This window comes from Amycolatopsis acidicola (genome assembly GCF_007713735.2).
Classification (GTDB): Bacteria; Actinomycetota; Actinomycetes; order Mycobacteriales; family Pseudonocardiaceae; genus Amycolatopsis_E; species Amycolatopsis_E acidicola.
The window spans coordinates 1-24,924 of record NZ_VMNW02000058.1 but is presented as its reverse complement, the minus strand read 5'-3'; the positions used below and the strand labels follow the sequence as shown (position 1 = coordinate 24,924).

At 70.7% G+C, this 24,924-nt stretch carries 22 protein-coding genes; 13 read left to right on the top strand and 9 right to left on the bottom strand.

Features of this window, described 5'->3' with window-relative positions:
* The first annotated feature begins 61 nt into the window (after positions 1-61).
* The gene (locus FPZ12_RS30090) at positions 62-2,170 is read left to right on the top strand and encodes a hypothetical protein (protein WP_144752887.1); all 2,109 of its coding nucleotides are present in this window, start codon (positions 62-64) and stop codon (positions 2,168-2,170) included.
* Here the strand turns inward: FPZ12_RS30090 and FPZ12_RS30085 are convergent.
* On the bottom strand, positions 2,160-3,440 hold the full coding sequence (locus tag FPZ12_RS30085) for an MFS transporter (protein ID WP_144752884.1): 1,281 nt from the start codon (positions 3,438-3,440) through the stop codon (positions 2,160-2,162). The genes FPZ12_RS30090 and FPZ12_RS30085 overlap by 11 nt on opposite strands.
* A 142-nt stretch (positions 3,441-3,582) precedes the next feature.
* Between FPZ12_RS30085 and FPZ12_RS45780 the strand changes: the two genes are divergently transcribed.
* Positions 3,583-4,260 (top strand): cupin domain-containing protein, encoded by a 678-nt coding sequence (locus tag FPZ12_RS45780; RefSeq protein ID WP_166462957.1) that lies wholly within the window; start codon positions 3,583-3,585, stop codon positions 4,258-4,260.
* Positions 4,261-4,286: 26 nt separating this feature from the next.
* Complete coding sequence (locus FPZ12_RS45775; protein WP_166462956.1) at positions 4,287-5,063, top strand: IclR family transcriptional regulator; 777 nt, start codon at positions 4,287-4,289, stop codon at positions 5,061-5,063.
* Between the two features lie 110 nt (positions 5,064-5,173).
* Here the strand turns inward: FPZ12_RS45775 and FPZ12_RS30075 are convergent, their stop codons facing one another.
* Complete coding sequence (locus tag FPZ12_RS30075; RefSeq protein ID WP_243770099.1) at positions 5,174-5,950, bottom strand: IclR family transcriptional regulator; 777 nt, start codon at positions 5,948-5,950, stop codon at positions 5,174-5,176.
* Between the two features lie 39 nt (positions 5,951-5,989).
* Between FPZ12_RS30075 and FPZ12_RS30070 the strand changes: the two genes are divergently transcribed.
* From FPZ12_RS30070 to FPZ12_RS30055, 4 genes are read left to right on the top strand one after another with little or no spacing between them, the layout of a single operon-like run.
* A complete protein-coding gene (locus FPZ12_RS30070; protein WP_144752878.1) occupies positions 5,990-6,796 on the top strand; it encodes a 2-keto-4-pentenoate hydratase in 807 nt (268 codons plus the stop codon).
* Positions 6,796-7,698 carry an acetaldehyde dehydrogenase (acetylating) gene (locus FPZ12_RS30065; RefSeq protein ID WP_144752876.1) on the top strand — a complete coding sequence of 301 codons (903 nt, stop codon included), beginning with the start codon at positions 6,796-6,798 and terminating at the stop codon, positions 7,696-7,698. The genes FPZ12_RS30070 and FPZ12_RS30065 overlap by 1 nt, the downstream gene beginning before the upstream one ends.
* The gene (gene dmpG, locus FPZ12_RS30060) at positions 7,695-8,720 is read left to right on the top strand and encodes a 4-hydroxy-2-oxovalerate aldolase (RefSeq protein WP_144752873.1); all 1,026 of its coding nucleotides are present in this window, start codon (positions 7,695-7,697) and stop codon (positions 8,718-8,720) included. The genes FPZ12_RS30065 and dmpG overlap by 4 nt, the downstream gene beginning before the upstream one ends.
* A complete protein-coding gene (locus FPZ12_RS30055) occupies positions 8,717-9,499 on the top strand; it encodes a 2-keto-4-pentenoate hydratase (RefSeq protein ID WP_144752870.1) in 783 nt (260 codons plus the stop codon). The genes dmpG and FPZ12_RS30055 overlap by 4 nt, the downstream gene beginning before the upstream one ends.
* Before the next feature lie 290 nt (positions 9,500-9,789).
* On the opposite strand, the gene FPZ12_RS30050 is transcribed toward FPZ12_RS30055, so the two are convergent.
* Entirely contained in the window at positions 9,790-9,993 is a 204-nt protein-coding gene (locus FPZ12_RS30050) for a tautomerase family protein (protein ID WP_144752865.1), read from the bottom strand.
* A 73-nt stretch (positions 9,994-10,066) separates the two neighbouring features.
* On the opposite strand from FPZ12_RS30050, the gene FPZ12_RS30045 reads away from it, so the two are divergent.
* Both FPZ12_RS30045 and FPZ12_RS30040 read left to right on the top strand, forming a co-directional pair.
* Positions 10,067-10,819 carry an IclR family transcriptional regulator gene (locus tag FPZ12_RS30045; protein ID WP_144752862.1) on the top strand — a complete coding sequence of 251 codons (753 nt, stop codon included), beginning with the start codon at positions 10,067-10,069 and terminating at the stop codon, positions 10,817-10,819.
* Positions 10,820-10,851: 32 nt separating this feature from the next.
* On the top strand, positions 10,852-11,349 hold the full coding sequence (locus FPZ12_RS30040) for a GNAT family N-acetyltransferase (RefSeq protein WP_144752859.1): 498 nt from the start codon (positions 10,852-10,854) through the stop codon (positions 11,347-11,349).
* Positions 11,350-11,371: 22 nt separating this feature from the next.
* On the opposite strand, the gene FPZ12_RS30035 is transcribed toward FPZ12_RS30040, so the two are convergent.
* Positions 11,372-12,184 (bottom strand): NAD(P)H-binding protein, encoded by an 813-nt coding sequence (locus tag FPZ12_RS30035; protein WP_208026075.1) that lies wholly within the window; start codon positions 12,182-12,184, stop codon positions 11,372-11,374.
* 81 nt (positions 12,185-12,265) lie between these two features.
* On the opposite strand from FPZ12_RS30035, the gene FPZ12_RS30030 reads away from it, so the two are divergent.
* Complete coding sequence (locus tag FPZ12_RS30030; RefSeq protein ID WP_144752856.1) at positions 12,266-13,231, top strand: AraC family transcriptional regulator; 966 nt, start codon at positions 12,266-12,268, stop codon at positions 13,229-13,231.
* A 269-nt stretch (positions 13,232-13,500) separates the two neighbouring features.
* Positions 13,501-14,139, top strand: coding sequence for an O-methyltransferase (locus FPZ12_RS30025; RefSeq protein WP_144752854.1), 639 nt, complete (start codon positions 13,501-13,503; stop codon positions 14,137-14,139).
* Here the strand turns inward: FPZ12_RS30025 and FPZ12_RS30020 are convergent.
* A complete protein-coding gene (locus FPZ12_RS30020) occupies positions 14,129-14,986 on the bottom strand; it encodes an alpha/beta fold hydrolase (protein ID WP_144752851.1) in 858 nt (285 codons plus the stop codon). The two genes, FPZ12_RS30025 and FPZ12_RS30020, sit on opposite strands and share 11 nt — an antisense overlap.
* Before the next feature lie 91 nt (positions 14,987-15,077).
* Here FPZ12_RS30020 and FPZ12_RS30015 point away from each other — a divergent pair, with 91 nt between their 5' ends.
* Positions 15,078-15,704 carry a TetR/AcrR family transcriptional regulator gene (locus tag FPZ12_RS30015; RefSeq protein ID WP_144752848.1) on the top strand — a complete coding sequence of 209 codons (627 nt, stop codon included), beginning with the start codon at positions 15,078-15,080 and terminating at the stop codon, positions 15,702-15,704.
* A 249-nt stretch (positions 15,705-15,953) separates the two neighbouring features.
* Here FPZ12_RS30015 and ligD read toward each other — a convergent pair whose 3' ends face one another.
* Positions 15,954-17,534, bottom strand: a complete 1,581-nt coding sequence (gene ligD / locus FPZ12_RS30010; RefSeq protein WP_144752845.1) for a non-homologous end-joining DNA ligase — start codon at positions 17,532-17,534, stop codon at positions 15,954-15,956.
* A gap of 112 nt (positions 17,535-17,646) precedes the next feature.
* Between ligD and FPZ12_RS30005 the strand changes: the two genes are divergently transcribed.
* Complete coding sequence (locus FPZ12_RS30005) at positions 17,647-18,006, top strand: VOC family protein (RefSeq protein ID WP_144752842.1); 360 nt, start codon at positions 17,647-17,649, stop codon at positions 18,004-18,006.
* Between the two features lie 23 nt (positions 18,007-18,029).
* Here FPZ12_RS30005 and FPZ12_RS30000 read toward each other — a convergent pair whose 3' ends face one another.
* The 3 genes from FPZ12_RS30000 to FPZ12_RS46105 form a co-directional block, all read right to left on the bottom strand.
* Complete coding sequence (locus FPZ12_RS30000; protein WP_144752839.1) at positions 18,030-23,504, bottom strand: ATP-binding protein; 5,475 nt, start codon at positions 23,502-23,504, stop codon at positions 18,030-18,032.
* Positions 23,505-23,848: 344 nt separating this feature from the next.
* Positions 23,849-24,169, bottom strand: coding sequence for a winged helix-turn-helix domain-containing protein (locus FPZ12_RS46110; protein WP_208026074.1), 321 nt, complete (start codon positions 24,167-24,169; stop codon positions 23,849-23,851).
* A complete protein-coding gene (locus tag FPZ12_RS46105) occupies positions 24,166-24,840 on the bottom strand; it encodes a hypothetical protein (protein ID WP_208026073.1) in 675 nt (224 codons plus the stop codon). Before FPZ12_RS46105 ends, FPZ12_RS46110 begins: the two co-directional genes overlap by 4 nt.
* Between the last annotated feature and the right edge of the window lie 84 nt (positions 24,841-24,924).

The following is a 24,924-nucleotide window of genomic DNA, read 5'->3' as shown; positions in this document are numbered from 1 at the left end:
CGTGCAAAGCGGACAGTCGAGCGGCTAAGGTGCATTCCAGGCTTGGCGAAAGGAAATCAGCGTGACCCAGCTCGCCCAGAGCGCACCGGAAACCGCGGAACCGGCACGGGAGAAACGGCGGAGACGCCCCGCGCCCGCGTTCTGGGTCGCGTTGCTCGCGCTGGCGCTGGGCTGGGGGTTCGTCGCGGGTTCGCTGATCTGGAACGGCGGGCACCTGTTCGCGCCGCTGGACGACGTCTACATCCACCTGCAGTACGGCCGCCAGCTCGGCCTGGGTGAGTTCTTCCGGTTCAACACCGGTGACGAGATCAGCGCCGGGGCCAGCAGCGTGCTGTACTCGTTCCTGCTCGGCGGGGTGTACGCGATCGGCGTGCACGGGATCTTCTTCCAGTACTTCGCGATCGGGTTCGGCATCGCGTGCTTCGCCGCGAGCGCGGCGCTCACCACACTGCTCGGCACGCGGCTGATCAGCCGGACGGCGGGCACGTGGGCTGGGGTGCTCGTCGCGGTCAGCGGGCCGTTGCTGTGGGGCTCGGCCAGCGGCATGGAAGTCGGGCTGGTGATGGTGCTGGTCACCGGCCTGCTGCTGTGCCTGGTGGCCGAACAGCCCGCGGCGCGGTTCCGGTTCTTCCCGGTCGTCGCCGCGTTGCTCGCGCTGGCCCGTACCGAGGGGCTCATCTTCGCGGCGGCGCTCACCTGCGCCGCATTGTGGACACTGTGGACACACCGCGCGCTGTCCGGGATCCCCGCGATGCTGCGGCGCGCGCTCTGGTGCCTGCTGCCGTTCGCGGCCGGCGCCGCGCAGCTGCTGTTCTACAAGCTCGCCACCGGAACCACGTCGGCGAACGGCGTGCAGTCGAAGTCCTTCCTCTACGACAAGCCGGTCTTCTATCCCGGCGAGTTCCTCGACCGGACCACGGCCACCTTGCGCACCATCCTCGGCCATTTCCTCGGCCTGGGCGATCAGGACTACGCGTTTCCCGGCGCGCTGCTGTTCTTCTGCGTGGGCGCGTGTTTCCTGCTGCTCGAACGCGGGCGGCGGCTGCCGGTGGCCGCGACGGTGCTCGGCCTGGCCGCCGCCGTCGTCTCACTGTCCACACTGGACACCGCGATTTTCCACGAGCTGCGCTACTTCCACCCGTTCCTGCCGGTGTTCGTCGTATTCACGGTCGCCGGTTTCCACGGCCTCACGAGGGTGATCGCGCGCGAGCGGACGCGCCGTTTCGTGCTGCACGCCGCGCTCGCCGTGGTACTCGGGTTTTCCTTGGTGGCGCTGCCGATGTGGGGCGTGCGGTTCGCCCGCGCGGGAGCGGGCATCGGCTCCACCGACGTGTCCTACGCGGCGTGGATCGAAACCCACCTGCCGAAGGGCTCGACGGTCGCGGTCAAGGACGTGGGCGCGGTCGCGTACCTCGGCGGGCACGACGTGGTGGACCTGCTCGGCCTGGGCACCAACGGGTTCGCCAAGGCCGCCAACAACGGGATCGGCTCGCTCTACGAACAGCTGCGGCACCTGCCCGCGGCCGAGCGTCCCGGCTACTTCGCGACGTACGATTCCGGGCCGGGGCCGGGAATGGCGCCGCTGCGGGACACCGGGGTGCTCGAGCAGCCGGGCCTCGCCACCTTCGCCGTGCAGACCCCGGCCGATCTCCGCGGCATAGTTTCGGTGCCGTTCAAGGAGTTCACCATCGCCCGCGCGGACTGGAGCCTGGTGGCGAACGCGGACATCCCGCCCGTGCCCGGGGATCCGCGCGACTACGTGAACGTGGCGTACCTCGGCTCCGAGCAGGCGCACGGCTACGAATACCTGGCCGCGCAGGACGGGATGCAGCCGTGGAGCGTGGTCGCCCGCGTGGACGACGTGGTCAGCGGCGGGCGGACGATCATCGGCGGCGAGGCGTTCACCGTCGACGGCCTCACCCCCGGGCAGGACGCGGTGCTCACAGCCAGGGCGAACGTCCGCGGCGGGGCGCTGCAGGTGCTCGTCGACGGTGCGCCGGCCGGCACCTGGCGCCGCGCGCCGGGCCCCGCCCCGTGGCAGCACTACAGCGTCACCATCCCGGGCAACGCGATCGGCTCGTCGAGCGTGCGGATCGAGCTGCGGGACCCGACGCCGGGGCTGAGCCCGTTCCCCGACTACACGTCCTACGGCTACTGGATCACCCAGTGACCCGCGAGCCAGGTCCGTCCACTGTGGACGAGGAGGACATCGTATGCAGCTCCTGCCCCTTCGTCTCGGGCAGGAAGAGCAGCACGATCAGCGCGGCCAGCACGTAGAACGCGGCCGTTCCGGTGAGCGCCATGCCGACGCCGAACCGGGTGGAGAGCAGGCCGACGACGGCGGGCGCGATCGCGCTCGTCGCGCGGCCGGTGTTGTAGATGAAGCCCTGCGCGAAGGCGCGGATCTCGGTGGGGAACAGTTCCGCCAGCGTGGGGCCGAAACCGGAGTAGAACCCGGTGCCGAACAACGCCATCACCGCGCCGAAAACGAGCATCAGCGTCTCGTTGCCGATCAAAGTGAACACCGGCACGCACAGCGCCGCGGCGACGAAGTACAGGACGAAAGCCCAGCGCCGCCCCAGTTTGTCGGCGACGTAGCCGAACGAGATGAACCCCGCCGCGGCGCCCACCTGCATCACGATGATCCACGTGGTCGAGGAGAGAATGCCCATCCCGCGCCCGCCCTCGGCGGCCGGTGAGGCGAGGTAGTTGGGGATCCAGGTGAACAGGCCCCAGTAGCCGAACATCGCGGCCGCGGTGAAGGCGAGGCAGACCACGACCGCCTTGGGGTTGACCGAAAACAGCCGCTTGATCGACTGCCCGGCGCTCAGCCGCGTCTTCGCGTTGAGCCAGACCTCGGACTCCTGCGTCGCGCGGCGGATCCACAACGCGGCGAACGCGGGCAGCACGCCGACGAAGAACGCCCAGCGCCAGCCGAGCGACGGGACGACCAGCAGCGTGATCACCGCGGCCAGCGCGTAGCCCACGGCGAACGCGCTCTGCACCCACGCGACGACCTTGCCGCGATGCTTGGCGGGCCAGGTTTCGGTGACCAGCGCGGTGCCCGCGCCCCATTCCCCGCCGACGCCGAGCCCGACGACGATGCGCGCCAGCATGAGCGTGCCGATCCCGCCGGCGAACCCGCACAACAGCGTGCCGACGGCGTAGCAGAGCACGCTGGCGACCATCGATTTCGTCCGGCCGATCCGGTCGGCGAGGAACCCGAACACCAGCCCGCCGAACGCGGACGCGACGAGGGTGAACGACGCGATCAGTCCCGTGGTCCCCCGGTCGGTGCCGAAATCGGTGACGATGTGGCCGATGACCATCGAAAAGATCATCAGGTCCATGATGTCGAGCATCCAGCCGAGGTAGGCGGCCGAAAACGCGCGCCACTGGTTCCTCGTGGCGCCGCGGTACCAGCGGGTGCCGTCACGCATGGGGCTTCTCCTTCGAAGCTTCGTCTCGTTCAGCAAGACAACTGTACTGGTGAATCGAACACGGAGACGGTAACACGGGCCCTCCGTGTGGTACTAGTAGTCGAGACAGTCGTAATGCTGAGCGAGACAGTTGGAGGTCGGCATGGCCGGCAGGAAGTTCTTCCTCTTCGAGGACACCATCCCCGCGCACGCCCGCCCGGTGTACCTGCCCACGGGCGACCGGAGCCTGTACGTGCGCTCCGGTTCGGTCGACGTCGTGTCCGCCACGGCGAGCCGTTTCCTTTGGGAGGGCTCGGCTTTCACCGCGCGCGAGGAGGTCACGCTGGTCGCCGAGGACCAGGACGTGGTGCTGTGGCGGTGGGAACTGGCCGACGACGCGAATGCCGTATCGGACGATTTCGCGTTCCGCTCGGCGCCGGAAACCACCAGCACCCTGAAGATCGCGGCGGACCTGGACCTCGACGACCGGTACACCTGGCTGATGCGCCTGGACACGGTCACGTTCCCGCCTGGCGGCGAGGCGTTCACGCACCTGCACCAGGGCCCGGGTGTCCGGATCACGCGCGACGGCGAGATCACCATCGAGACCGAGGGCACGAGCCGCACCTACGGGCCCGGCAGCGCTTGGGCCGAGAAGGGCGTGCTGCCGGTGTACGCGAGCACGACCGACGCGTCGCCGACGACGTTCGTGCGGTGTTTCCTGTTGCCCGCGCAGAACAAGGGCGCCAGCTCACTGCGTATCGTCACCCCGGAGGACCGCGGGCGGGTCAACACGCAGAAGTACCGGGTGCTCGCGGAACGGATCATGCGCCCGGCATGATCGGGCAGGTGGAAGGGAGCACGCGCATGGCAACGGCCGCGGAGTCCGGGGAGGCCGCGTCCCCTTCCCTGCTGGCGCTGCACCTGCTGGAGACACTGCTGACGCGCGACGGTTCGTGGGGTGTCACCGAACTGGCCGAGGCGCTCGGGCTGCCCAAGGCCCGGGTGCACCGGCACCTGTCGAACCTCAAGCAGGCCGGCTACCTCTCGCAGGACAACGAGGCGCGCCGGTACCAGGCGGGCTGGCGGCTGGTGCTGCTCGGCCAGCGGATCGGCGCGCACAGCAGGCTCGTCACCCTCGCGCGGCCGGTGATGACGAGGCTGCGCGACGACATCGGGCAGACCATCGTGCTCTCGCAACTGACCGACCAGGGCGTGACCGTGACCGAGGTACTGCAGGGCGGTTCGCCGATCGACGTGATCCTGCACGTGGGCACCCAGTTCGGTTACAACAGCACGGCGCAGGGCAAGGTCGCGCTGGCGTTCGCGTCGGACGAGCAGCGCGCGGTGTGGTCGGAGCACGCGCAGGAACAGCGGACGCCGGAGACGGTCACGGACGAGAAAGTCCTTTGGCGGCAAGTGAAAGAGGTCCGCGAACAGGGCTGGGCGGCCGCGCCGGAGGAGACGTATCGCGGGGTGAACGCGCTGTCCGCGCCGGTGCTGGGGCACGACGGGAAGATCGCCTGCACGCTGGCGATCATCTCGTCGATCCACTACCTGCCCGATCCGCCGCCACCGTCCATGGTGGACGCTCTCGTGGAGGCCGCCGCGGAGCTGTCCGGGGCACTGGGCTTCGAGCGCTGACCCGTGGGGGGCGGCTCGTCGAATCCGCGCGCGCGAACATTTCGGTACAAGCCGTCGGGCAGTGGATCCGGGGCGACCGGCACGGCTCGTGACGCCCTAGCGACGGCCTTTCACCGCAACCCCGCCCACGCGGCGCCCCGCGCGGCTTGGCGGCCGAGGGCGATCGCGGCCGTGCGGACGGCGGGGCCGAGCGAAGCGGTGTCCACTTCGCCGAGCCGGGTGCTGATCGACAGCCCGGCGATGGGCGTGCCCGCGCGGGGCGTCACGGGAGCGGCCACGCACACCACGCCGGGGCCGGATTCCTCGTTCTCGTAAGCGATTCCGGTCGCGCGGATCTCCGCGAGCTGCTCGCGCAAACGCTTTCCGTCGGTGATGGTGCCCGGGCCGAGGCGCGGCAGGCCCGCGTCGATCACGCGCTCGACGACAGCGGCCGGGGCGTGTGCCAGCAACGCTTTCCCGACTCCCGTGGCGTGGGCGGGCATCCGGCCGCCGACGCGTGAACCCAGTGGTGGCGCGCTGCGGCTGCGGAGTTTGATCACGTACACGACCTCCGTTCCGTCGAGCACGGCGAGGTGCACGGTCTGCCGCGTCGCGCTGCGCAGGTCCGACATGTTCGCCATCGCCAGCCGGCGAAGCTGATGTGGCCGCGCCGCCTGTTCGCCGAGTTCGAAGAAACGCAGCCCGATCCGCACCTCCCGGCCCGCCTGCTCCAGGAACCGGTGCTCCACGAGCTCGCGCACGATGCGGGAAACGGTCGACGTCGCCAGCCCGCTGCGGCGCGCGATCTCGCGCACGCCGAGCCCGTCGTCCTCGGGCCCGAAGGCCTCGAACACCCGCGAAACCCGGCCGATCATGGACTCGCGAGTGTCCCGCTCACTGGCACACATACTAGGAGAGTGCAGGTCAGCGGCGCACGATGTCAAACCATGAGCCCACAGCTTTCCCCCGGTGACCGGGCCGGGGCCGCCCGCCTGCTGGCGAAGGCCGCCGAGTCCGGCACCCCGATCCCTCCGCTCACGCGGACCTTCCCCGGCCTGAGCGTCGAGGACGCCTACGACGTGCAGCTGCGCCAGGTCGCGGAGTGGACCGCGGCGGGCCGTGTCGTGAAGGGGCACAAGGTCGGCCTGACGTCCGCCGCGATCCAGCGCCAGCTGGGCGTCGACTCGCCGGACTACGGCCATCTGTTCGCCGACATGTTCCACACCGGCCCGGTCCCGGCGGGCAGCTACCTCAGCCCGCGGGTCGAGCCCGAGATCGGGTTCGTCCTGCGCAAACCGCTGACCGGGCCGGGCGTCACCGTCGCCGAGGCACTCGACGCGGTCGGCTATGCCTTGGCAGCACTGGAAATCATCGACTCCCGCATCGAGGACTGGAAGATCACGCTGCCGGACACGATCGCCGACAACGCCTCCTCCGGCGGGGTCGTGCTCGGCTCCACCCCGCTCCCCCTCGACCGCATCGACCTTCGCACGACGGGCGTCGTGCTCTACCGCAACGGCCGGATCGTGCAGACCGGAGCGGGCGCGGCCGTGCTCGGCTCGCCGGTGAACGCCCTGGCCTGGCTGGCGAACACGGTGGGGCCACTGGGAATCACGCTCGAAGCGGGCTCGGTCGTGCTGCCCGGCGCGCTGACCGCCGCCGTGGACGCCGCGGCCGGGGACACCGTGACCGCCACCTTCGCCCATCTCGGCAACGTCACCGCGACGTTCGCCGGTTCCCCCGAGGAGAACTGATGCCCCGACCCACCGCCGCCATCGTCGGCCCCGGCAACATCGGCACCGACCTGCTCATGAAACTCCAGCGGCGCGATGTCCTCGATGTCCGCTACATGGTCGGCGTCGATCCGGCGTCCGATGGGCTGGCCCGTGCGCGCCAGCTCGGCGTCGAGGCGAGTGCCGAAGGCGTGGACTGGCTGTTGTCCCGTCCGGAGCTGCCCGACTTCGTTTTCGAGGCCACCGCGGCGAAACCGCATCTGGCGAACGCCCCGCGCTACGCCGAAGCCGGGATCCGCGCCATCGACCTGACCCCGGCGGCCGTCGGCCCGTTCGTGTGTCCCGCGGTGAACCTCGGCGAGCACCGCGACGCGCCGAACATCAACATGATCACCTGCGGCGGGCAGGCCACGATTCCCGTCGTGCACGCGGTTTCCCGGGTCACCGAGGTGCCCTACGCCGAGATCGTCGCCTCGATCTCCTCGCGCTCGGCGGGCCCCGGCACGCGCGCGAACATCGACGAGTTCACCGAAACCACCGCGCACGCCATCGAGGCCGTCGGCGGCGCGGCGAAGGGCAAGGCAATCATCATCCTGAACCCGGTGGAACCGCCGATGATCATGCGGGACACGGTGTTCTGCGCGATCCCGCCGGACGCCGACCGCGACGCGATCACCGAGTCCATCCACCGCACCGTCGCCGAGGTCCAGACCTATGTGCCCGGCTACCGGCTCAAGTCCGAACCGCAGTTCGACGACGCCCGCGAGCTGTGGCACGGGCAGGCCAGGGTGGCCGTTTTCCTTGAGGTGGAAGGGAATGGCGACTACCTGCCGCCGTGGGCCGGCAACCTCGACATCATGACCGCCGCCGCCGTCCGCGCGGGCGAGCTGCTGGCCGCACCGAAGGAGGCGATCTCGCGATGACCGGGGTCCGCATCACCGACACGACCCTGCGCGACGGCAGTCATGCCGTGCGCCACCAGTTCACCGTCGAGCAGGTCCGCGCCGTGTCCGGCGCTTTGGACCGGGCCGGCGTCGAGGTGATCGAGGTGACCCACGGCGACGGGCTCGCCGGGTCCACGTTCAACTACGGCTTCTCGAAGGTGCGGGACATCGAACTGGTCGCCGCGGCGGTGGACGAGGTGCGGCAGGCGAAGATCGCCGTGCTGATGCTGCCCGGCCTCGGCACGGTGGCCGACCTGCGCGAAGCGGCGGCCGCGGGCGCACGGGTGGCCCGCATCGCCACGCACTGCACGGAAGCCGACGTGAGCGCCCAGCACTTCGGCGCGGCACGGGAACTCGGCCTGGAAACGGTCGGCTTCCTCATGCTCTCGCACATGAATTCCCCTGAAGGACTGGCGAAACAGGCGCGGATCATGGCCGACGCCGGATGCCAGTGCGTGTACGTGGTGGACTCGGCGGGCGCGCTGCTGCCGGACGGGGTGACCGAGCGGGTCGGCGCGCTGGTGGCCGAACTCGGGAGCGACGCGCAGGTCGGTTTCCACGGCCACCAGAACCTTTCGCTCGGCGTCGCGAACTCGATCGCGGCGCAGCAGGCGGGCGCGCGGCAGATCGACGGGACGCTGCGCGCGCTCGGCGCCGGGGCGGGCAACTCCCCCACCGAAATCCTCGTGCCAGCCTTCGACGCGCTCGGCGTGCGGACCGGCGTCGACATCGAGCTGATCCTCGCCGCCGCGGAGGAGGTGCTGGCGCCGATCGTGCCGCGGCTGCCGGTCGCCGACCGGGCCGCGATCGTGCAGGGCCGTTACGGTGTGTACAACTCGTTCCTGCTGCACGCGGAGACCGCCGCGGAACGGTACGGGGTGCCCGCGTACCGGATCCTGAAGCGGGTCGGCGAACTGCGGTACGTCGGCGGGCAGGAGGACATGATCATCGACGTGGCGATCGCGTTGCGGGACGCCGCCGGGAAGGAGCCGGTCGCATGACGAACTGGGACATCGACACCGCCGCCGAGGTACTGCTGGCGGCGGAAGCCGAACGGCGCGACCGCGGCCCGATCACCGACGAATGGCCGGAGCTGGACCTGGAGACGGCGTACCGGGTGCAGAAGCGGCTGATCGAGAAGAAGGTCGCGGCCGGGGAGCACGTCATCGGCGTGAAGCTCGGGCTCACGTCGCGCGCGAAGCAGGAGCGGATGGGCATCGACTCGCCGCTCACGGCGGTGCTGACCGACGGCTACGCGCTGGCCGCCGACGAGCCGATCCCGCTGGACAAGCTGATCCATCCCCGGGTGGAGCCGGAGATCGTCTTCGTGATGGGGAAACGCCTCGCGGGCCCCGGGATCACGGCGGCGACGGCCTTGGACGCGGTCGAGAGCGTGCACGCGGGACTCGAGGTGATCGACTCGCGGTACATCGACTTCAAGTTCACGCTGCCGGACGTGGTCGCGGACAACGCTTCCTCGTCGCGGTTCGTGGTAGCCGGGAAAGCGCTTTCGCCGAGGGATCTGGATCTGGCGCTGGAAGCGTGCGTGCTGTCGGTGAACGGGACGGTGGTCGACACCGCGACGGGCGCCGCGGTGCAAGGCCACCCGGCCGAGGCCCTCGCGCTGGCGGCCAACGCACTCGCGTCCCGCGGCGAAGCGATCGAGGCCGGGCAGATCGTGCTGACCGGCGGGCTCACGGACGCCGTGTTCGCGCACGCCGGCGACCAGATCACGGCCGAGTTCAGCAATCTGGGGTCGGTGGTCGTGACGGCGGCTTGAGGTCTTGGGGTTGCGTGGGTTGCGTTGGGGGAGCAACGGACGCGCGTGGCCGCGCTTTGTGCACCCCACCACCGCCCCGATCTGTGAGTGTTCGCGATCTTGCCACTGCGTCAAGGCGGGAAAGATGCCTTGACCCAGCGTCAAGATCGCAAGAGCAGGCTGGGGATCGGGGCGGTGGAGGGGTGTGGTCGGTGGGTGTTCCCGGCTTTCGTTGCCGGGCGGCGGTGCGGTGCGTGGGGGTGGCTCGCTTCGCATCGCCGGGTGGTGCCGGGCGGCGGTTTTCGCCGGGGTTATTGGGTCTGCTTGGCGGCTTTTTCCTCGAGGGTGACGTCGCCGTTGGCCCAGTGGGTGCCGGGGACCTCGTTCACGATGACGCGCACCGATTCCTTCGGCGCGGCCAGGGAATCCACCGCCGCCTCGGTCAGCGCGGTGATCATCGCGCGGATCCTGGCCGCGTCACGGCCCTCGCGCATGGTGACCTGGATCAGGGGCATGACTCCTCCTCGTCTCGTAATACGAGATACAATGTCGTATTACGAACCACGGTAACAGAGGGGACGCCGACCAATGACCACGGCGGGATCGCGGATCGCGGTGATCGGCAAGGCGGCGCAGGTGCTCGACGCGCTGCTCGCCTCTCCACGCGGGGCCACGCCGACAGAGCTCGCGGCGAGTCTGGACCTCAACCGCAGCACGGCATTCCGGCTGCTCGTCTCGCTGGAGCACGCGGGCCTGGTGGACCAGGACCCGGCGACATCCCGGTACCGGCTGGGGTTGCGGCTGCTCGTGCTCGGCGACGCGGTGCGGGACAGGCTCGACATCGTGCGGGTGGCGGAGCCGGTGGTGCGCGAATTGCGTGACGAGGTGCGGCAGACGGTGTACCTGGCGCTCCGCGACGGGTGGGGCGCGGTGTGCGTGCACCGGTTGCCGGGTCCGGACGTCGACGTGCTGGCGTGGCGCACCGGGCAGTGGCTCCCGTTCCACCAGGGCGCCGGGCCGCGCGCCCTGCTCGCCGCGTTGCCGGACGAGGAACTCGAAACGTACCTCGCGCTGGACGAGGAACGCCCGACCCGGCACGGCGCCCTCACCACGGCCGACATCCGTGCGCTGGTGCGCGAAACGCGGGAACGCGGCTGGTCGCTGAACCCCGAGGATCTCACCGACGGCGTTTCGTCACTGGGCTTCGCGGTGCGGCGATCGGTATGCGCGATCTCGGTGGCCGGGCTTTCCCAGGCGTACCAAGGCAAGCGGCTCGACGATTTGGCATCCGCGGTGGAGCGCGCGGCCACCCGGCTCGGCGCGCTGCTCGCCGGGCACTGACGCCGGTAACGCCGGCACGAGGAGGAAAAACCATGCCGTTCGCCCCTGGGCTGCAGCTTCGCCATCCGGACGAGGCCGATCACCGGACCGTCGTCGCCGCGATCGGGCGCTGGTGGTCGACCCCGAACGCGGCCGAGCTCGGGCTGCTCCTGCCCCGCCTGTTCTTCCAGCATTTCACCGGCACCAGCTGGGTCCTGACCGACGAGGACGGGACGATCCGGGCGTTCCTGATCGGCTTCCGGTCCGCCGACGACCCCCGCCGCGCGTACATCCACTTCGTCGGCGTGGATCCCGCGCTCCGCCGCACGGGGACAGCCCGCGCCCTCTACGAGCACTTCTTCGCCACCATGCGCGAAGCGGGCTGCACCGAGGTGCACGCCATCACCGGCCCGGCCAACACCACGTCGCAGGCTTTCCACCGCGCACTGGGGTTCTCCCTGCACGGCGACACGACGATCGACGGCGTGCGCGCGTACGCGGACTACGACGGGCCCGGGCAGCCGCGCGTCGCGTTCTCGCTGACACTCTGACTGTCCACTGTGTCCGGTCGCGCTACACGCCCGGCTGACCCCACGCCCCCGCGACGTACTCCTCGAACGTCCGCGCCGGGCGGCCCAGCGCGCGGGCGACGTCGCCGGAAGGCTCCGGCCCGTGGCCGTCGCGGATGTCGGTGAACAGCCCGGTCAGCAGCCGCGCGACGGCGGGCGGCGCGCCGTTCTCGACCTGTTGTCGCACAAAGGCTTCGGGGTCCACGTCGACATGCCGGACCGTGCGCCCGGAAGCCGCGCCGATGAGCGCCACCGCCTCACCGACGCTGAGCGCCCGGGGCCCCGTGAGGTGATAAGTCCGACCGTGGTGCCCGTCCGCGGTCAGCGCCGCGGCGGCGACGTCGGCGATGTCGTCCGCGTCGACGAACGGCGTGCGGCCGTCCCCCGTGGGCAAAGCCAGCTCCCCGGCCAGGATTCCGGGACGCCAGAAGCTTTCGCTGAAGTTCTGCGCGAACCAGTCCGGCCGCAGGATGGTCCACTCCACGCCGCTGCCACGCACGGCCTCCTCCGCGGCGAACAACGGATGATCGGCCTCGCCCGCGCGCGGCGCCGAAAGGAGCACGAAGCGGCGCGCGCCCGCGGCGACGGCTTCGGCGGCGAAGCGGGGGATGCGGCTGGGGTCTCCCATCGCCGCGTGGAGATCGGGCTCGACGAGGTACACCGCGGTGACGCCGTCCAGCGCCGGTTTCCAGGTCCGCGGGTCGCCGAGATCGAGCCGGACGCCGCCGGACCGGGAGGCCGCACGGGCGGACGGCAGGCGACGGGCGATGCGGCGGCCGGTCTTGCCGGTGCCGCCGAGAATCAGAATGTTCAGCACCAGCACAGAAAACCCTGCCGGAACGGGACAGTACATGGGCGAGCGTCGTGGAAGGCTTTGCGTTCGTCTAGCGTGGGCCGCGTGGACGTGCTGAGCGATCTGCTGCACCGGGCGCAAGCCGGCAACACCGTCGCCCGGCAGCTGGTGCACCGGCCGCCGTGGTCACTGGCCTTCGCCGACCCTCCGTCGTTGTGCGTCGTCGCTCCGCTCGACGGGCGCGCGTCGGTCCGGCTCGACGAACGGGGCGAGGCGCCGGCCTGCCTTGCCGCGGGCGACATCGCGCTGATCAGCCGCGCCGGGGCACACACCGTCGCCGACAGTCCGGACACGCCACCACAAATGGTGATCAAGGGCGCGAAGAAGAAGATCCTGTCGGGAAACGGGCACCGGAACCTCGCGCCCCGCACCTACGGCGACGGCCTGCCCGGCGCGACAACGCTGCTGCGAGGCGGCTTCGACCTTCGCGGCGGCGCCGGTGAGCGCGTGCTGGACATGCTGCCGCCGCTCGCCGTGATCCCCGCCGGGCCGCGCACGAAACCGGCGCTCGATCTGCTCGCCGACGAGATGGCCCGCGACGAACCGGGCCAGGACGCCGTGCTGCGCAGGCTGCTGGATTTCCTGCTGGTCCTGGCTTTGCGGGCATGGTGCGCCCGCCCGGAGTCGGTCGTGCCGGCGTGGTACCGGGCGCTGTCCGACCCCGCGATCGGCGAGACGCTGCGCCTGCTGCACGAGGATCCGGCGCGCCGGTGGACGGTGGCCGACCTGGCCGCCGAGGCGGGGATGTCCCGCGCCGCGTACGCCGCCCGCTTCGTCGACCTCGTCGGCAAACCGCCGCTGGGCTATCTGACCGAATGGCGTATGACGCTGGCCGCGGACCTGTTGCGGGACACCGAGGACACCATCGCGGCGGTCGCGCGGAAAGCCGGTTACGCGGATGCTTTCGCGTTCAGCGTGGCGTTCAAACGTGCCCACGGGGTGAGTCCGTCGCACTGGCGGCGGAGCACGACGGGCACAACCCCCGGTAGACGACCTCGGCCGCGTCGATGACGAAACCGTGGCTTTCGGCCGGGGTCGGGCAGGGCCCGGCCGGACGGACCAGGTCCACGATCGCGCCGCACGACCGGCAGGTCACGTGGTGGCGCACACCGGCCCTGGCTTCGAAGTCCGGAGTCGTGGGCACCGTCGCAGTCTCCCGCATATTCTGGAATCAATCAAGAATCAGTTTCGCCGTGTCGGCGAAGGGCAGGTTACCGGACGGAGAACCCGTCTCGAGGTGAGGTCGCCGCTCCATTGTGGACCTGTGCCAGCATGAGGTCATGACGACCTTGACCAGCTCCCCCGCCGCGGACGTCCTGGAGCGGCTGTTCGCCGACGCGCAACGCACCGGTGCGGCCTTCCGCGCCAGGATGGCCGAGACGGGACCGGCCCGCACGTCCCGGGAGTTCTTCGCCGAGGCCAAGGACGCGCATCTGGCGATCCGCCGCCCGACGGCGAACCTGCTGTACCTGCTCGCCCGCACCCGCCGCGCGCGCACGATCGCCGAGTTCGGCACGTCGTTCGGCGTGTCCACGTTGTGCCTGGCCGCGGCAGTGCGGGACAACGGCGGCGGCCGGGTCATCGGCACCGAGTACGAGCCGGCGAAGGCCGCGGCCGCCCGCGCGACGATGGCCGAGGCCGGGCTCGGCGACCTGGTGGAGGTCCGCGACGGCGACGCGCTGGAGAGCCTGGCGCGCGACCTCGACGACCCGGTCGACCTCGTTTTCCTCGACGGCGCCAAGGAGATGTACCTCGACGTGCTGCGCCTGCTCGAACCGCGACTGGCACCGGAGGCGATCGTGGTCGCCGACAACGCGAGCCAGAGCGCGGACTTCCTCGCGCACGTACGCGACGGCGGCGACTACATCGCCACGGACGTCGGCAACGACGTGGAGGTCGCCCTGCGCGTCAGCCCTTGAGAAGTTTCGCGACGGCTTCGGGCTGGTCCTCGGTGACGTAGGTGCAGGAATCCGCGACGGTGTGCAGTTCGGCGCCCAGCTCACGGGCGTAGCGGGTGGCGTGACCTAGCGGGAAGACGTGGTCTTCGGCGGCCCAGACCATCCGCACCGGTTTGGTGAACCGCTGAGCCAGCACGCCCGCGGCTTCCCGGGTGTAGCGGGCGGAAACGGCGCCGATCGCCTTACGTCCGTCGAACCTGATGTCCGCGCGCTCGATCACCGGGCGCACATAGCTTTCCATCGCCTCGGCATCGATCGGGTACTTCGCGAGCCAGCCATAGGTGTTGCGCCAGCGCCAAGTTCGCGGGAACCGCAACACCTGGTAAAGCGCGCGATAGGTCAGCGGGTTCGACGCCGTCGCCTTCAGCAGCCCGAACCCGCCCGGGCTGGGCGGCCAGGTGTCCTCCGGGGTTTCGCACGAGCTGAGCACGAGCCCGCCGACGCGCTCGGGATGGTTCGCCGCGACGAGCTGGCTGTACGCACCGCCGGAGTCGTTGCCGAACAAGGTCACGTCGTGCAGATCCAGTTCTGCCAGCAGATCCGCGATCATGCGCGCGATGCCGGGCGGGGACAAGTCGGCGTCACGGCGCATCGGCACGAGGTGCGCGCCCAGCGGCAGGTCGGGCGTAATGCAGCGGAACCGCTCCGCCAGCAACGGCACGACCTTGCGCCACAGGTTCGCGTTCACCAGATAGCCGTGCGCGAACACCAGCACCGGACCGCTGCCGCGCTCGTGGAACCCGAGCGTGCCCGAGGGCAGCCGGGTTTCGTGCCGCTCGCCGAGCCGCGGATCTCGCCAGCCGGACATCGGGACCTCCAGTTCTTGCAACCATTACAAGAAGTATGCCGGGTACGGTAGCCTCTGCCCGAGCCTTTTGCAACGATTACAGGAACTGCCCATGGACCCCCGCAAACAGCGCACGATCGACGCGCTGCTGCACGCCGCCGAGGAGATCTTCGCTTCGCGCGGCGTGGACGAGGTCACCGTCGAAGAGATCGCCGGCCGGGCGGGCGTGGCGGTCGGCTCGATCTACAACCACTTCGGCTCCAAGGCGGGGTTGCACGCGGCCGTGGTGGAAAACGCGCTCGGTGCCGACCGCGATCACATGGACCGGGCCTACACCGCCGATCGCACGCCCGCCGTGCAGCTCTACGCGGCCGCCGAGGAGTACCTGGAGTTCTATCTGAAGTACCCGGAGTACTTCCGGATGCTGGCGTTCCCGAACTCCCCCGGCCAGTACGCCGCGGGCCAGGACCTGGCCGAACGGCTCGCGCGCTCGGTCGATCAGCAGAACGGCCGACTGGTGCGGGCGCTGCGTGCAGGCATCGCGTCGGGCGAACTGCGGAAGGTCGACCCCGAGCAGGTGGCCACCGTGCTGTGGGCGTCGTGGAACGGGGTGATCAGCCTCGGCTGGCGCCAGGATTCCTTGCGCCGCACCGAATCCGAGCTCCGGGCCCTGCTCCGCACCGCGACCGGCGTGGTGGCCGACGGCCTGCTCGCCCGTGGCCGCCGCGTCAGGGGGTGAGCACGACCTTCTCGCAGTCGTCCTCCTTGTCGCGGAAGAGGTCGAACCCGCGGGGCGCTTCGGCGAATCCGCCGTAGACACCGATCACGCCAGCACCGCTTCGCGCAGCGCGTGCGGCCGGTCGGTCTCGGCAGGAGTTTTCGCACACCGACGTGAGCCCGCGGACGGCGCCGCCGGTCTCGACGACCTCCCCCATGAACTCGTGGCCGAGCACGTCGCCCCGGGAGCGACGACGAGCGCGGCCCGGGTTCACAGCTCCGGCAGCCGCTGTGCCATCCCGAGCAGCGGCGCGAACGGGTCTCCCTTGTCCCGCAAGCGATCCGCCACGGTGTGGATGGTCCAGCCGTCCGGGCGCAGGTCCGGGTCGTCGAGCTCGTCCCAGTCCAGCGGCACCGACACGGGCGCTCCCGGATGCGGGCGCACGCTGTACGGCGCGACGAGAGTCTTGTTGAGCACGTTCTGCGTGTAGTCCAGGCGCGCCAAGCCTTTGCGCTTGGTCTTGGCCCACTCCCAGCTCACCAGCTCCGGCACCGTCCTGCCGATGGTGCGCGAGACGGTTTCGGCCCAGGCGCGGGTTTCCTCGTAGGTGTAGCGCGGTTCGATCGGCACCCACACCTGGATGCCGCGCTGCCCGGTGACCTTCGGCCTGCCGGTGAGATCCAGGTGTTCCAGCGCCGTGCGGTGCAGCCGGGCGAGCAGGAGCAGGTCCTCCAGCGCGGTTTCCGGGCCGGGGTCGATGTCGAACAGCACCCACGTCGGGTGCTCCACGTCCGACGCCTTCGACGTCCACGCGTGCAGCTCCAGCGCCCCGTAGTTGGCGAGCCAGGCCAGCGCCGCCGGGCTGTCGGGCACGAGGTAGTACTGCGTCTCGCCCTCGCCCGCGGCCCGGTAATGCCACTGCCGCAACCACTTCGGCGCGTGCGTGGGCACTCCTTTCTGCCAGAACCCGGCTTTCCCGATGCCGTCGGGAAAACGGTGGGTGTTGAGCGGACGGCCTTCCAGGTAGGGCAGCATCACCGGGGCGACCGTGGCGTAGTAGGCGATCAGCTCCCGTTTCGTGATCGCCGGATTTTCCCCGTTCCCGGGGAAGAGCACCTTGTCCAGATTCGTCAGCGCGAGCTTGTGCCCGCCGAACTGCCAGGTTCCCTTGGCGCCCAGGGAATCGAGCGCGTCCAGCTCCTTCGGCGACGGACCCGCGTGCCTGGTGCGGACCTCGGCTTCGGCGGCGGGGCGGTCGCCGTGCCATTCCGCGTCCGGGTTCGCGGCGACTTCTTCGTTGGTGCGGCCGCTTTTCACCGACTTCGGGTAGTCCTCCGGGTCCCAGCCCTTTTGCGCGTGTTCGTCGTGCTTGTGCAGCAACAGCCATTGCTTGCCCTCGTCGTCGCCGCGCCCCTTGCGGACGAGCACGAACCGGCCGGTGAGCTTCTCCCCGAACAGGTCGAAGTGCAGGTTCCCGTTTTCGATCGCCTTCGCCGGATCGTCCGTCTCGACCGGCGTCCAGGTGCCCGTGTCCCACACGATCACGTCGCCGCCGCCGTACTCCCCGGCCGGGATCACGCCCTCGAACGCGGCGTACTCGCGCGGGTGGTCCTCGACGTGCACGGCCATCCGCCGCACGTCCGGGTCGAGCGTCGGGCCCTTGGGCACGGCCCAGCTGACCAGCACCCCGTCCAGTTCCAGGCGCAGGTCGTAGTGCTGGCGGCGGGCGCGATGGCGCTGGACCACGAACAGGTCCCCGGTGCCCGGTCCGCCACCGTCGCCCGCGGGTTCGCCGGTCTTGGTGAAATCCCGTTTCGCCTGGTACTCGTCCAGGCGGCGCCGACCTGCCACGGACCGCTCCCTTCCGTCCTGCCCGCATCAGTGTCCCCGAAACAGGCGCGGACTACACAGGGAAACGACGCCGTTCGCCCGAGCTGGCAGCGGACGCCTCTAGCATCACGCCATGACAGTCGACCTGTTCGCCGGGATCCCGGTCCGCGATCTCGCCGCCGCACGCGCCTGGTACGAGCGGCTGTTCGGCGCGCCGCCCTCGTTCCTGCCCAACGACAAGGAAGCGGTGTGGGAGCTGGCGGAGCACCGGTATCTGTACATCGAACTGCTGCCAGGGCACGCCGGGCACGCGATGCACACCCTCTTCGTGGACGACTTCGACGCCCGGACGGCCACGATCGCCGCGCGGGGCATCGAGCCCGCGAAGGTGGAGGAATACGAAAACGGCGTGCGGAAGGCCGTTTTCGTGGATCCGGACGGGAACGAGATCGGCTTCGGCGGCGGTCCCGCCGGACAGCCGGGCGCGAGCTGAAACCCCGCGCCCGGCGCCCGCTCCTAGCGGGCCAGCCCGGCCTCGATCGCCTCGATGATGCGCGGGCGCAGTTCCTCCGGCGCGATGATCGAGTCCACCGCGCCGACCTCGACCGCGCGCCGGATGCTGTGCACGCCATCGAACTCGGCGGCCACTTCGCCCAGTTTCTCGGCCCGCACCGACGACCGCACTTCCTCCAGCTGCGTGGCCAGCGCCGCGCGCTCCGCGCCCTCGGCCGCGCCGAGGCGCGCGGTGAGCTCCTCGACCCGAGAGTCCTTGGCTGTGCGGGCGTTGACCTCCGCCGCGAACACCACCGCGGCCGCGGGCGCGCCGCCGAGCACCGACGCGAACGAACCATCGACGGCGAGCACCGTCATGTTCGGGTTCAGCTTCTTCGAGAACACCACGAACGCGCCACCGTGGTACCGCGAGATCACGCAGAACACGATGGGGCCCTTGAAGTTCACGATCGCCCTGCCGATCTCGGCGCCGTACTCCAGCTGCAGCTTCCGCATCGACTCCGGCGAGCCGTCGAACCCGGACAGGTTCGCCAGCACCACCAGCGGCCGGTTCCCGCTCGCCGCGTTGATCGCGCGCGCCGCCTTCTTCGACGAGCGCGGGAACAGGGTGCCGGCGGTGTAGGTGTCCGGGCCGTCGGTGGGCGGGAAACCGCGGCGCGGCACGGAAAGCGACTCGATCCCGAGCAGGCACACCGGGTAGCCGCCGAGGTGCACGTCCTGCACCACGGCCGTCTCGGCGTCGGCCATGCCCGCCCAGCGCTCCAGGATCCCGTGGTCCTGGTCGGCCAGCGCCCGCATCACCGTCCGGATGTCGAACGGCTTCTTGCGGTCCGGGTTGGTCTCGCGGGAGAAGATCTCGCCGACGGTGGTGAAGTCCGTGCCCACCACCGCATGCGGGTACGACGACACGTCGCGGTCCACCGGGTCGCTCGTCGCGGCACGCCGCGGCCCGCGCTCCCCCGGCACGACATACGTGTGGTCGTAGTGGGACATCAGCACGTTGCGGGCCGCGCCGAGGTCCGGCGCCCAGTACTGCGCCTGCCCGTTCGGGCCCATCACGCGGTCGTAGCCGCCGATGCCGAAGTTGTCCTCCGCCGACACGCCGCCGGAGAAGTCCAGCGACTGCTTGCCGGTCAGCACCATCGCCGAATCCGGGGTCATCACCAGGATTCCCTTGGTGTGCATGAGCATCGTGGCCTCGGCGTTCCAGTACGGCTGGGCGCCGACGTTGATGCCGGCGACGACGATGTTGATCTCCCCGCCGCCCTGGGTGAACTCGACGATCCGCTTGAGCGCCGCGGCGATCCAGTCCATGTTCTCCACGCCGGAGTCCATGGCGATCTTCGCGCCCGCCGACAACGCGAGCCATTCCACCGGAACGCCCTTGCTCTCGGCGAGATCCAGCGCCGCGATGATGCGCGCGCACTCCGGCTCGGCCAGCGCGCCCAGCGCCCGCGTCGGGTCGCCGAGCAGCGCGACCCGGGTGACGCCTTCGGGATAACGCTCGGTCGGCGTGGTCACCACACCGGCCACGATGGACGCCTTGTTGAGCCCCTTCGGCCTCTCCACCGGGACCAGCGCGCCCTTGTCGTCGAGGTCGTATTCGGTGAACGTGCCGTCCGCGCCGGCGAGCATCCCGGTCAGCTCGTACGGGTACACGGTCGCGCGGCGTCGGGCGCGCGCCACTTTCTGTCCGTAGTCGTCCAGCGGCTGGATCAGCTCCGTCGGCGGGTCGGTCAGCTCCACCCGCACCCCGGAGCCGACGTCGTAGGAGATCCGCACGGCGAGGTCACGCAGCTCGCCCGTCTCCCTGTCGCGCCTGCGGCCGAGGAAGGTCACCTCGTCCAGCCCCGCGCCCGCCGTCGTCGGCACCACGCGCTGGGCGACCGCGTTCAGCTCTTCGAGCGTCAGCTCGGTCGGCGGCCAGACGTAGATGAAGATCCTGTTGGTGTCCAAGCGTTTCTTCGCCGGACGCTGCGCCTGCACCTTGCGGATCGCGTCGAGGCAGGCGTCCAGCGCGCCCTCCACCGCGGGCAGCGCGACCATGCGGCCCTCGGAGTCGCGCAGCGGGGTGAGGTCACGCACCTGCGCCATCGCGACGAGCCGCTCGTCGGCCGGGTTTTTCGGGGCCACGCACCGGAAGAGGTACACGTCCTCGTCGGCGGAGGGCAGCCGGGTGCGGTCGAAGGCGGCGAGGCGTTCGAGGTTGAGCCTGCGCGCGATCATCGGGTGCAGGCCGCGGATCAGCTCGTCCTCGGCGAAGCCGTTTTCCGTGCGGCGGAAGGTGAAGTGGTGGTGCATCGCCGCGCCGCTGCGCCCGGCGACGGTGGTGGTCACCCGCTTCACCTGCTCCGGCAACGGAACCGACGCGAGCACCTCACCGAGCCGCGCGGCCACCGCGCCGGCGTCCTCGGGCTGGTCGGGCCACGTCAGGTACAGGTCGGCGGCGACGTTCGATCCGGTGGCCGCTTCGGCGACCGCGCGCACCGCGTCCGGCAGGTCTGGGAAGTCGGCCGCCGTCGCGGCGAGCTGGAAGCGCTCGCCGTCGATCTCGAAGCCCGCGGTGAAGAACGTGCGGCCGCCGATCTCGGAGCAGCGCGCGCCCTCGGAACCGCGGTTCGCGTAGTAGCGGCGGGACAGCACTTCCAGCAGTGGACCGAGGTCGACGCCCGGCCGCCCGATCCGCTGGCCGGCCAGGCGCACCAACGGTTCCGGGCTCGCCACCATCGCGGCGATCCGCTCCGCGCGGTCGGCGGCGTCCGGATGCCGGTCGAGGTAGCGCAGGTGCCCGCGCACCTTGGTGTAGACCTCCGCGCGGTTGCGCCGCAGCATCGGCTGCGCGAACCAGCGGAACACCACGCTGCGGGCGAGGTCCGACACCACCGGGAACCGCAGCTGGGTGGCGAGGATCAGGTGTTCCAGCGCGTGCCCGGCCACCTCGCGCAAACCGTTGGCGGGCGGCGGTTCCGAGAGCCAGCGCTGCAGCAGCGTCGTCGCCACCGTCGCGTCGGAGGAGGCCCGCTGCTGCGCGAGGAAGATCCGGAAGACCGCCTCCTCCAGCTCGGGCGTGCGATCCAGGCTGTCGATGCCGTAGTGCGAAAGCACTTTGGCGAGCCTGCTCTGGAACGTCTCGGACAGCCCGGCGCGCTCCACGTCGAGGCTCTGCAGGTACGTGTGGAAGAACTCGCGCGGGCTGTGCACCCGGGTGTCGGCCTTGGTCTCCTCGCCCGCGGGCCTGTTCCGGGTGAGCTCGGACAGATCCGCGAACACCCGCAGCAGCCCGACTTCCGCCTCGATCGGGCGGCGGGGCAGCTCGGCGCGGGCGGCGAGGTAGTTCCGCAGGGTGCGGCCTTCCTCGGCCGGGTCCACGTCGAAGCCGAGCAGCATGCCGCGCAGGTCTTCGAGCCCGCGCGTGGCACGGTCTTCGGGCGAGACACCGGCGGGCTCGGGCGGCAGCTCGAGATCCACGCCGTTGTCCTGGCCTGCGTCCTCCGCGGCCGCGTCGCCCACCGGCTCCAGCCGCAGCAGCGGCGCGCCGGTGCCGACCTGGCTGCCGACGGAGACGGCGCTTTCCTTGAGCCGCGCGCGGAACGGGGCTCGCAGCACGGTCTCCATCTTCATGCTTTCCAGTACCAGCACGGGCGCCCCGGCCTCAACCTCGTCGCCCACCGACAGCGGCGTGGCGACGACGAGCGCGGGCGCGGGCGAACGCACGACGCCGCCCTCGTCGCGGCTGACGCGGTGGGTCACGCCGTCGACCTCGATGAGGTGGATCGGGCCGTGCGTGTCGGAGACCAGCCTGTGCCGCCGGCCGTTCACCACGAACACGCCGGTGTGCTCGTCGTAGCGTTCGAGGTCGACGTCGACCGGGTGGACCTCGTCCCCGCCCGCGACGCCGACGCGGAAGCGCGACCGGCCGGTGCGCGCGACCGTGACCCGGTAGCCCGCGCCACGCAGCTTCAGCTCGATCGCGCGGCCGACCTCGTGCTGCACCTGCGGGCGGCCGCCGTGCGCGGTGGACAGCAGGCGCTGGCGTTCGACTTCTTCCTCGTCCTCGTACGCCTCGATCGCGGCCGCGGCGAGCGCGACGCCGGAGTGCTTGGTCGAGACGAGCCTGCCCTCGGCGCGCACGCGGTCGATCCAGCCGGTGTCGGCGGCGCCGCTGATCACCTCGGGCTGGTCGAGCAGGTCGAGGATGAAGCTCTTGTTGGTGGTGCCGCCTTCGATGATCACGATGGTCTGCAGCATCGCGCGGCGCAGCCTCGCCAGCGCCTCGTCGCGGGTGCGGCCGTAGGCGATGATCTTGGCGATCATCGAATCGAAGTCGGCGGGAATGGTGTCGCCCTCGCTGACCCCGGTGTCGACCCGGATGCCCGGGCCCGCGGGCAGGTCGAGCAGCTCGATGTGGCCGGGGGCGGGGGCGAAGTCGCGATCGGGGTCCTCGGCGTTGAGGCGGGCCTCGATGGCGTGCCCGACCTCGGCGGGCGGCTCGCCTTCGAGCTTGCCGCCGGACGCGACGTGCAGCTGCGCCTTGACGAGGTCCATGTCGGTGGTGGCCTCGGTGATCGGGTGCTCCACCTGCAGCCGGGTGTTGACCTCGAGGAACGCGAACAGCCGCTCGCCGGGGTGGTAAAGGAATTCGACCGTGCAGGCGCCGCGGTAGCCGACCGCGACGGCGAGGCGTTCGGCGGAGGCCTTGAGCTCGCGCACCTGGTCCGGCTCCAGCACCGGGGACGAGGATTCTTCGATGACCTTCTGGTTGCGGCGCTGGACGGAGCAGTCGCGCACGCCCAGCGCCCATGCGGTGCCCTGACCGTCGGCGATGACCTGCACCTCGACGTGCCGCGCGCCGGTGACGAGGCGCTCCAGGAACACGACGCCGCTGCCGAACGCGCGCTCGGCTTCGAGGCTGGTGCGCTCGTAGGCGTCGGCGAGCTCTTCATCGGTGCGGACCACGCGGATCCCGCGGCCGCCGCCGCCCGCGGTGGCCTTGAGCATCAGCGGGTAGCCGATCTCGGCGGCCTTGAGCTTCGCCTCGTCGAGGCCGGTGACCGGGCCGCGGCTCCACGGGGCGACCGGAACGCCGACCTCCTCGGCGATCAGCTTCGCGCCGATCTTGTCACCGAGGCGGCGCATCGCGTCGGGGCTCGGGCCGACGAAGGTGATGCCGAGCTTCTCGCACAGCTCCGCGAACGCCGGGTCCTCGGCGACGAATCCCCAGCCGACCCACGCCGCGTCCGCCTTCGTGTCCAGCAGCGCGCGCTCCAGCACGCCCATGTCCAGGTACGGGCGCGCGGACGCGGGGCCGAGGCAGTAGCTCTCGTCCGCTTCGCGCACGAAGGTGGCTCCGGCGTCGGCGTCGGTGTAGAGGGCGACTGTCTCGATCCGCGGGCCGCCCTCCGCGTTGAGCTCTCCGACGGCGTGGATGAGCCGCATCGCGGCTTCTCCCCGGTTGACTATGGCGACCCGATGAAACACTGACCGATCCTCACAAAATCCGACGGCACACACCGGGCGGCTCCCCCTGTGCCGAAGCGCCGCCCACCTCGGTCCAGCCTTTCGCATACCAGTGAGTAATGCTTCGTCGGGCACGCCACGTCCTGAGGCCCTTCGTTTGTGGGGTTCCACCAAAAACCGGGCCACAGGGTGGCACGGGTCACGCCGGGTGGGTCCGGGTTCGGCGGTGAGGAGTTACCGGTGCTCGACGGTCGCCAGGTGCGGATTACTGTCGGCGCGCATTGACCACCGTTCGCACACAGGAGAGAGTCCGGCTCCACGGCGCGCCCGGCAAGAGGCCATCGGCATCAATCGTCCACCGTGGACTATCCGTCTTCGGCTCGTAGTCGCGCGACGAGCTTTTCCATGATGGCCACCTGATCCCGCAACGCCTTGCGCCCCTGCTTGGTCAGCCGCAACCAGGTGCGCGGGCGGCGGTCCTCGAAGGTCTTGCGGGCTTCGACCAGCCCGGCGTCCTCGAGGACGCGGAGGTGCCGGCTGAGGTTCCCGTCCGTCAGGCCCAGCTGCTCCCGCAGCACCGGGAACGCGCACTCGGTCGTCTCGCTCAGCACCGCGAGGATGCCGAGGCGGACTCGCTGGTGCGTCGTCTCGTCCAGTTCGAGGGCGGGATGCTGCTCCGGCGTCACGGCTTCCTCCACAAACTCACCAGCGCGACCACGAGCAGCGGCAGCGCGGCCAGGATCAGCACGGGCCCGGGGCGATCCACCCCCAGCAACGTCACCTGCCCGCCGGGGATCCTGCCCATGCCACTGACGCACGGCCAGCCCGTGACCAGCCCGGCCCAGACCCCGCCGAACACCAGGCCCGGGCTGCGCTCGACGAATCCCAGCGCGATCGTCGCGATGGCCACCACGATCAACGGGCTGAGCAGGCCCTGCCACCCGCCGAAGGGATCGTGCGGCGTGACGGCCTTGGTCGGTATCGACGCGATGACCGCCAGCAGGGCCAGCACCACGAGGGTCACCCCGGCGAACCACGGCCACGCGACCTTCACCCCCACTCGCCGCCCGCGCCACCGGTACCAGGCCGCGCTGGCCAGCACGACGAGCGGCAGGCCGAGGAACCAGAACAGGTACGCGCCGACGTCGCTGCGCACCGCGGACGGCAGGCCCGCCCAGTACGGATGGCTCCACCATTCGCCGGCCGGTTCTTCGAAGGGATAGCGGTACAGCAGCGCCCCGGCCAGCACGAGTGCCGCCAGCAGGAGCGCGGGCAGCCACACCCCGCCGTGCGCCAGGCGGCGGCCGCGCTCCTTGACCTGCTTGATCTCGGCCAGCGTCTCTTCCGCGTGTTCCATCATGCTCTCCCCGACAATGGACTTTGCAATAGAGAGTACATGCGGATGCAGAGCGGGGCGAATCGGAATGTCGGGGCGGTGGGG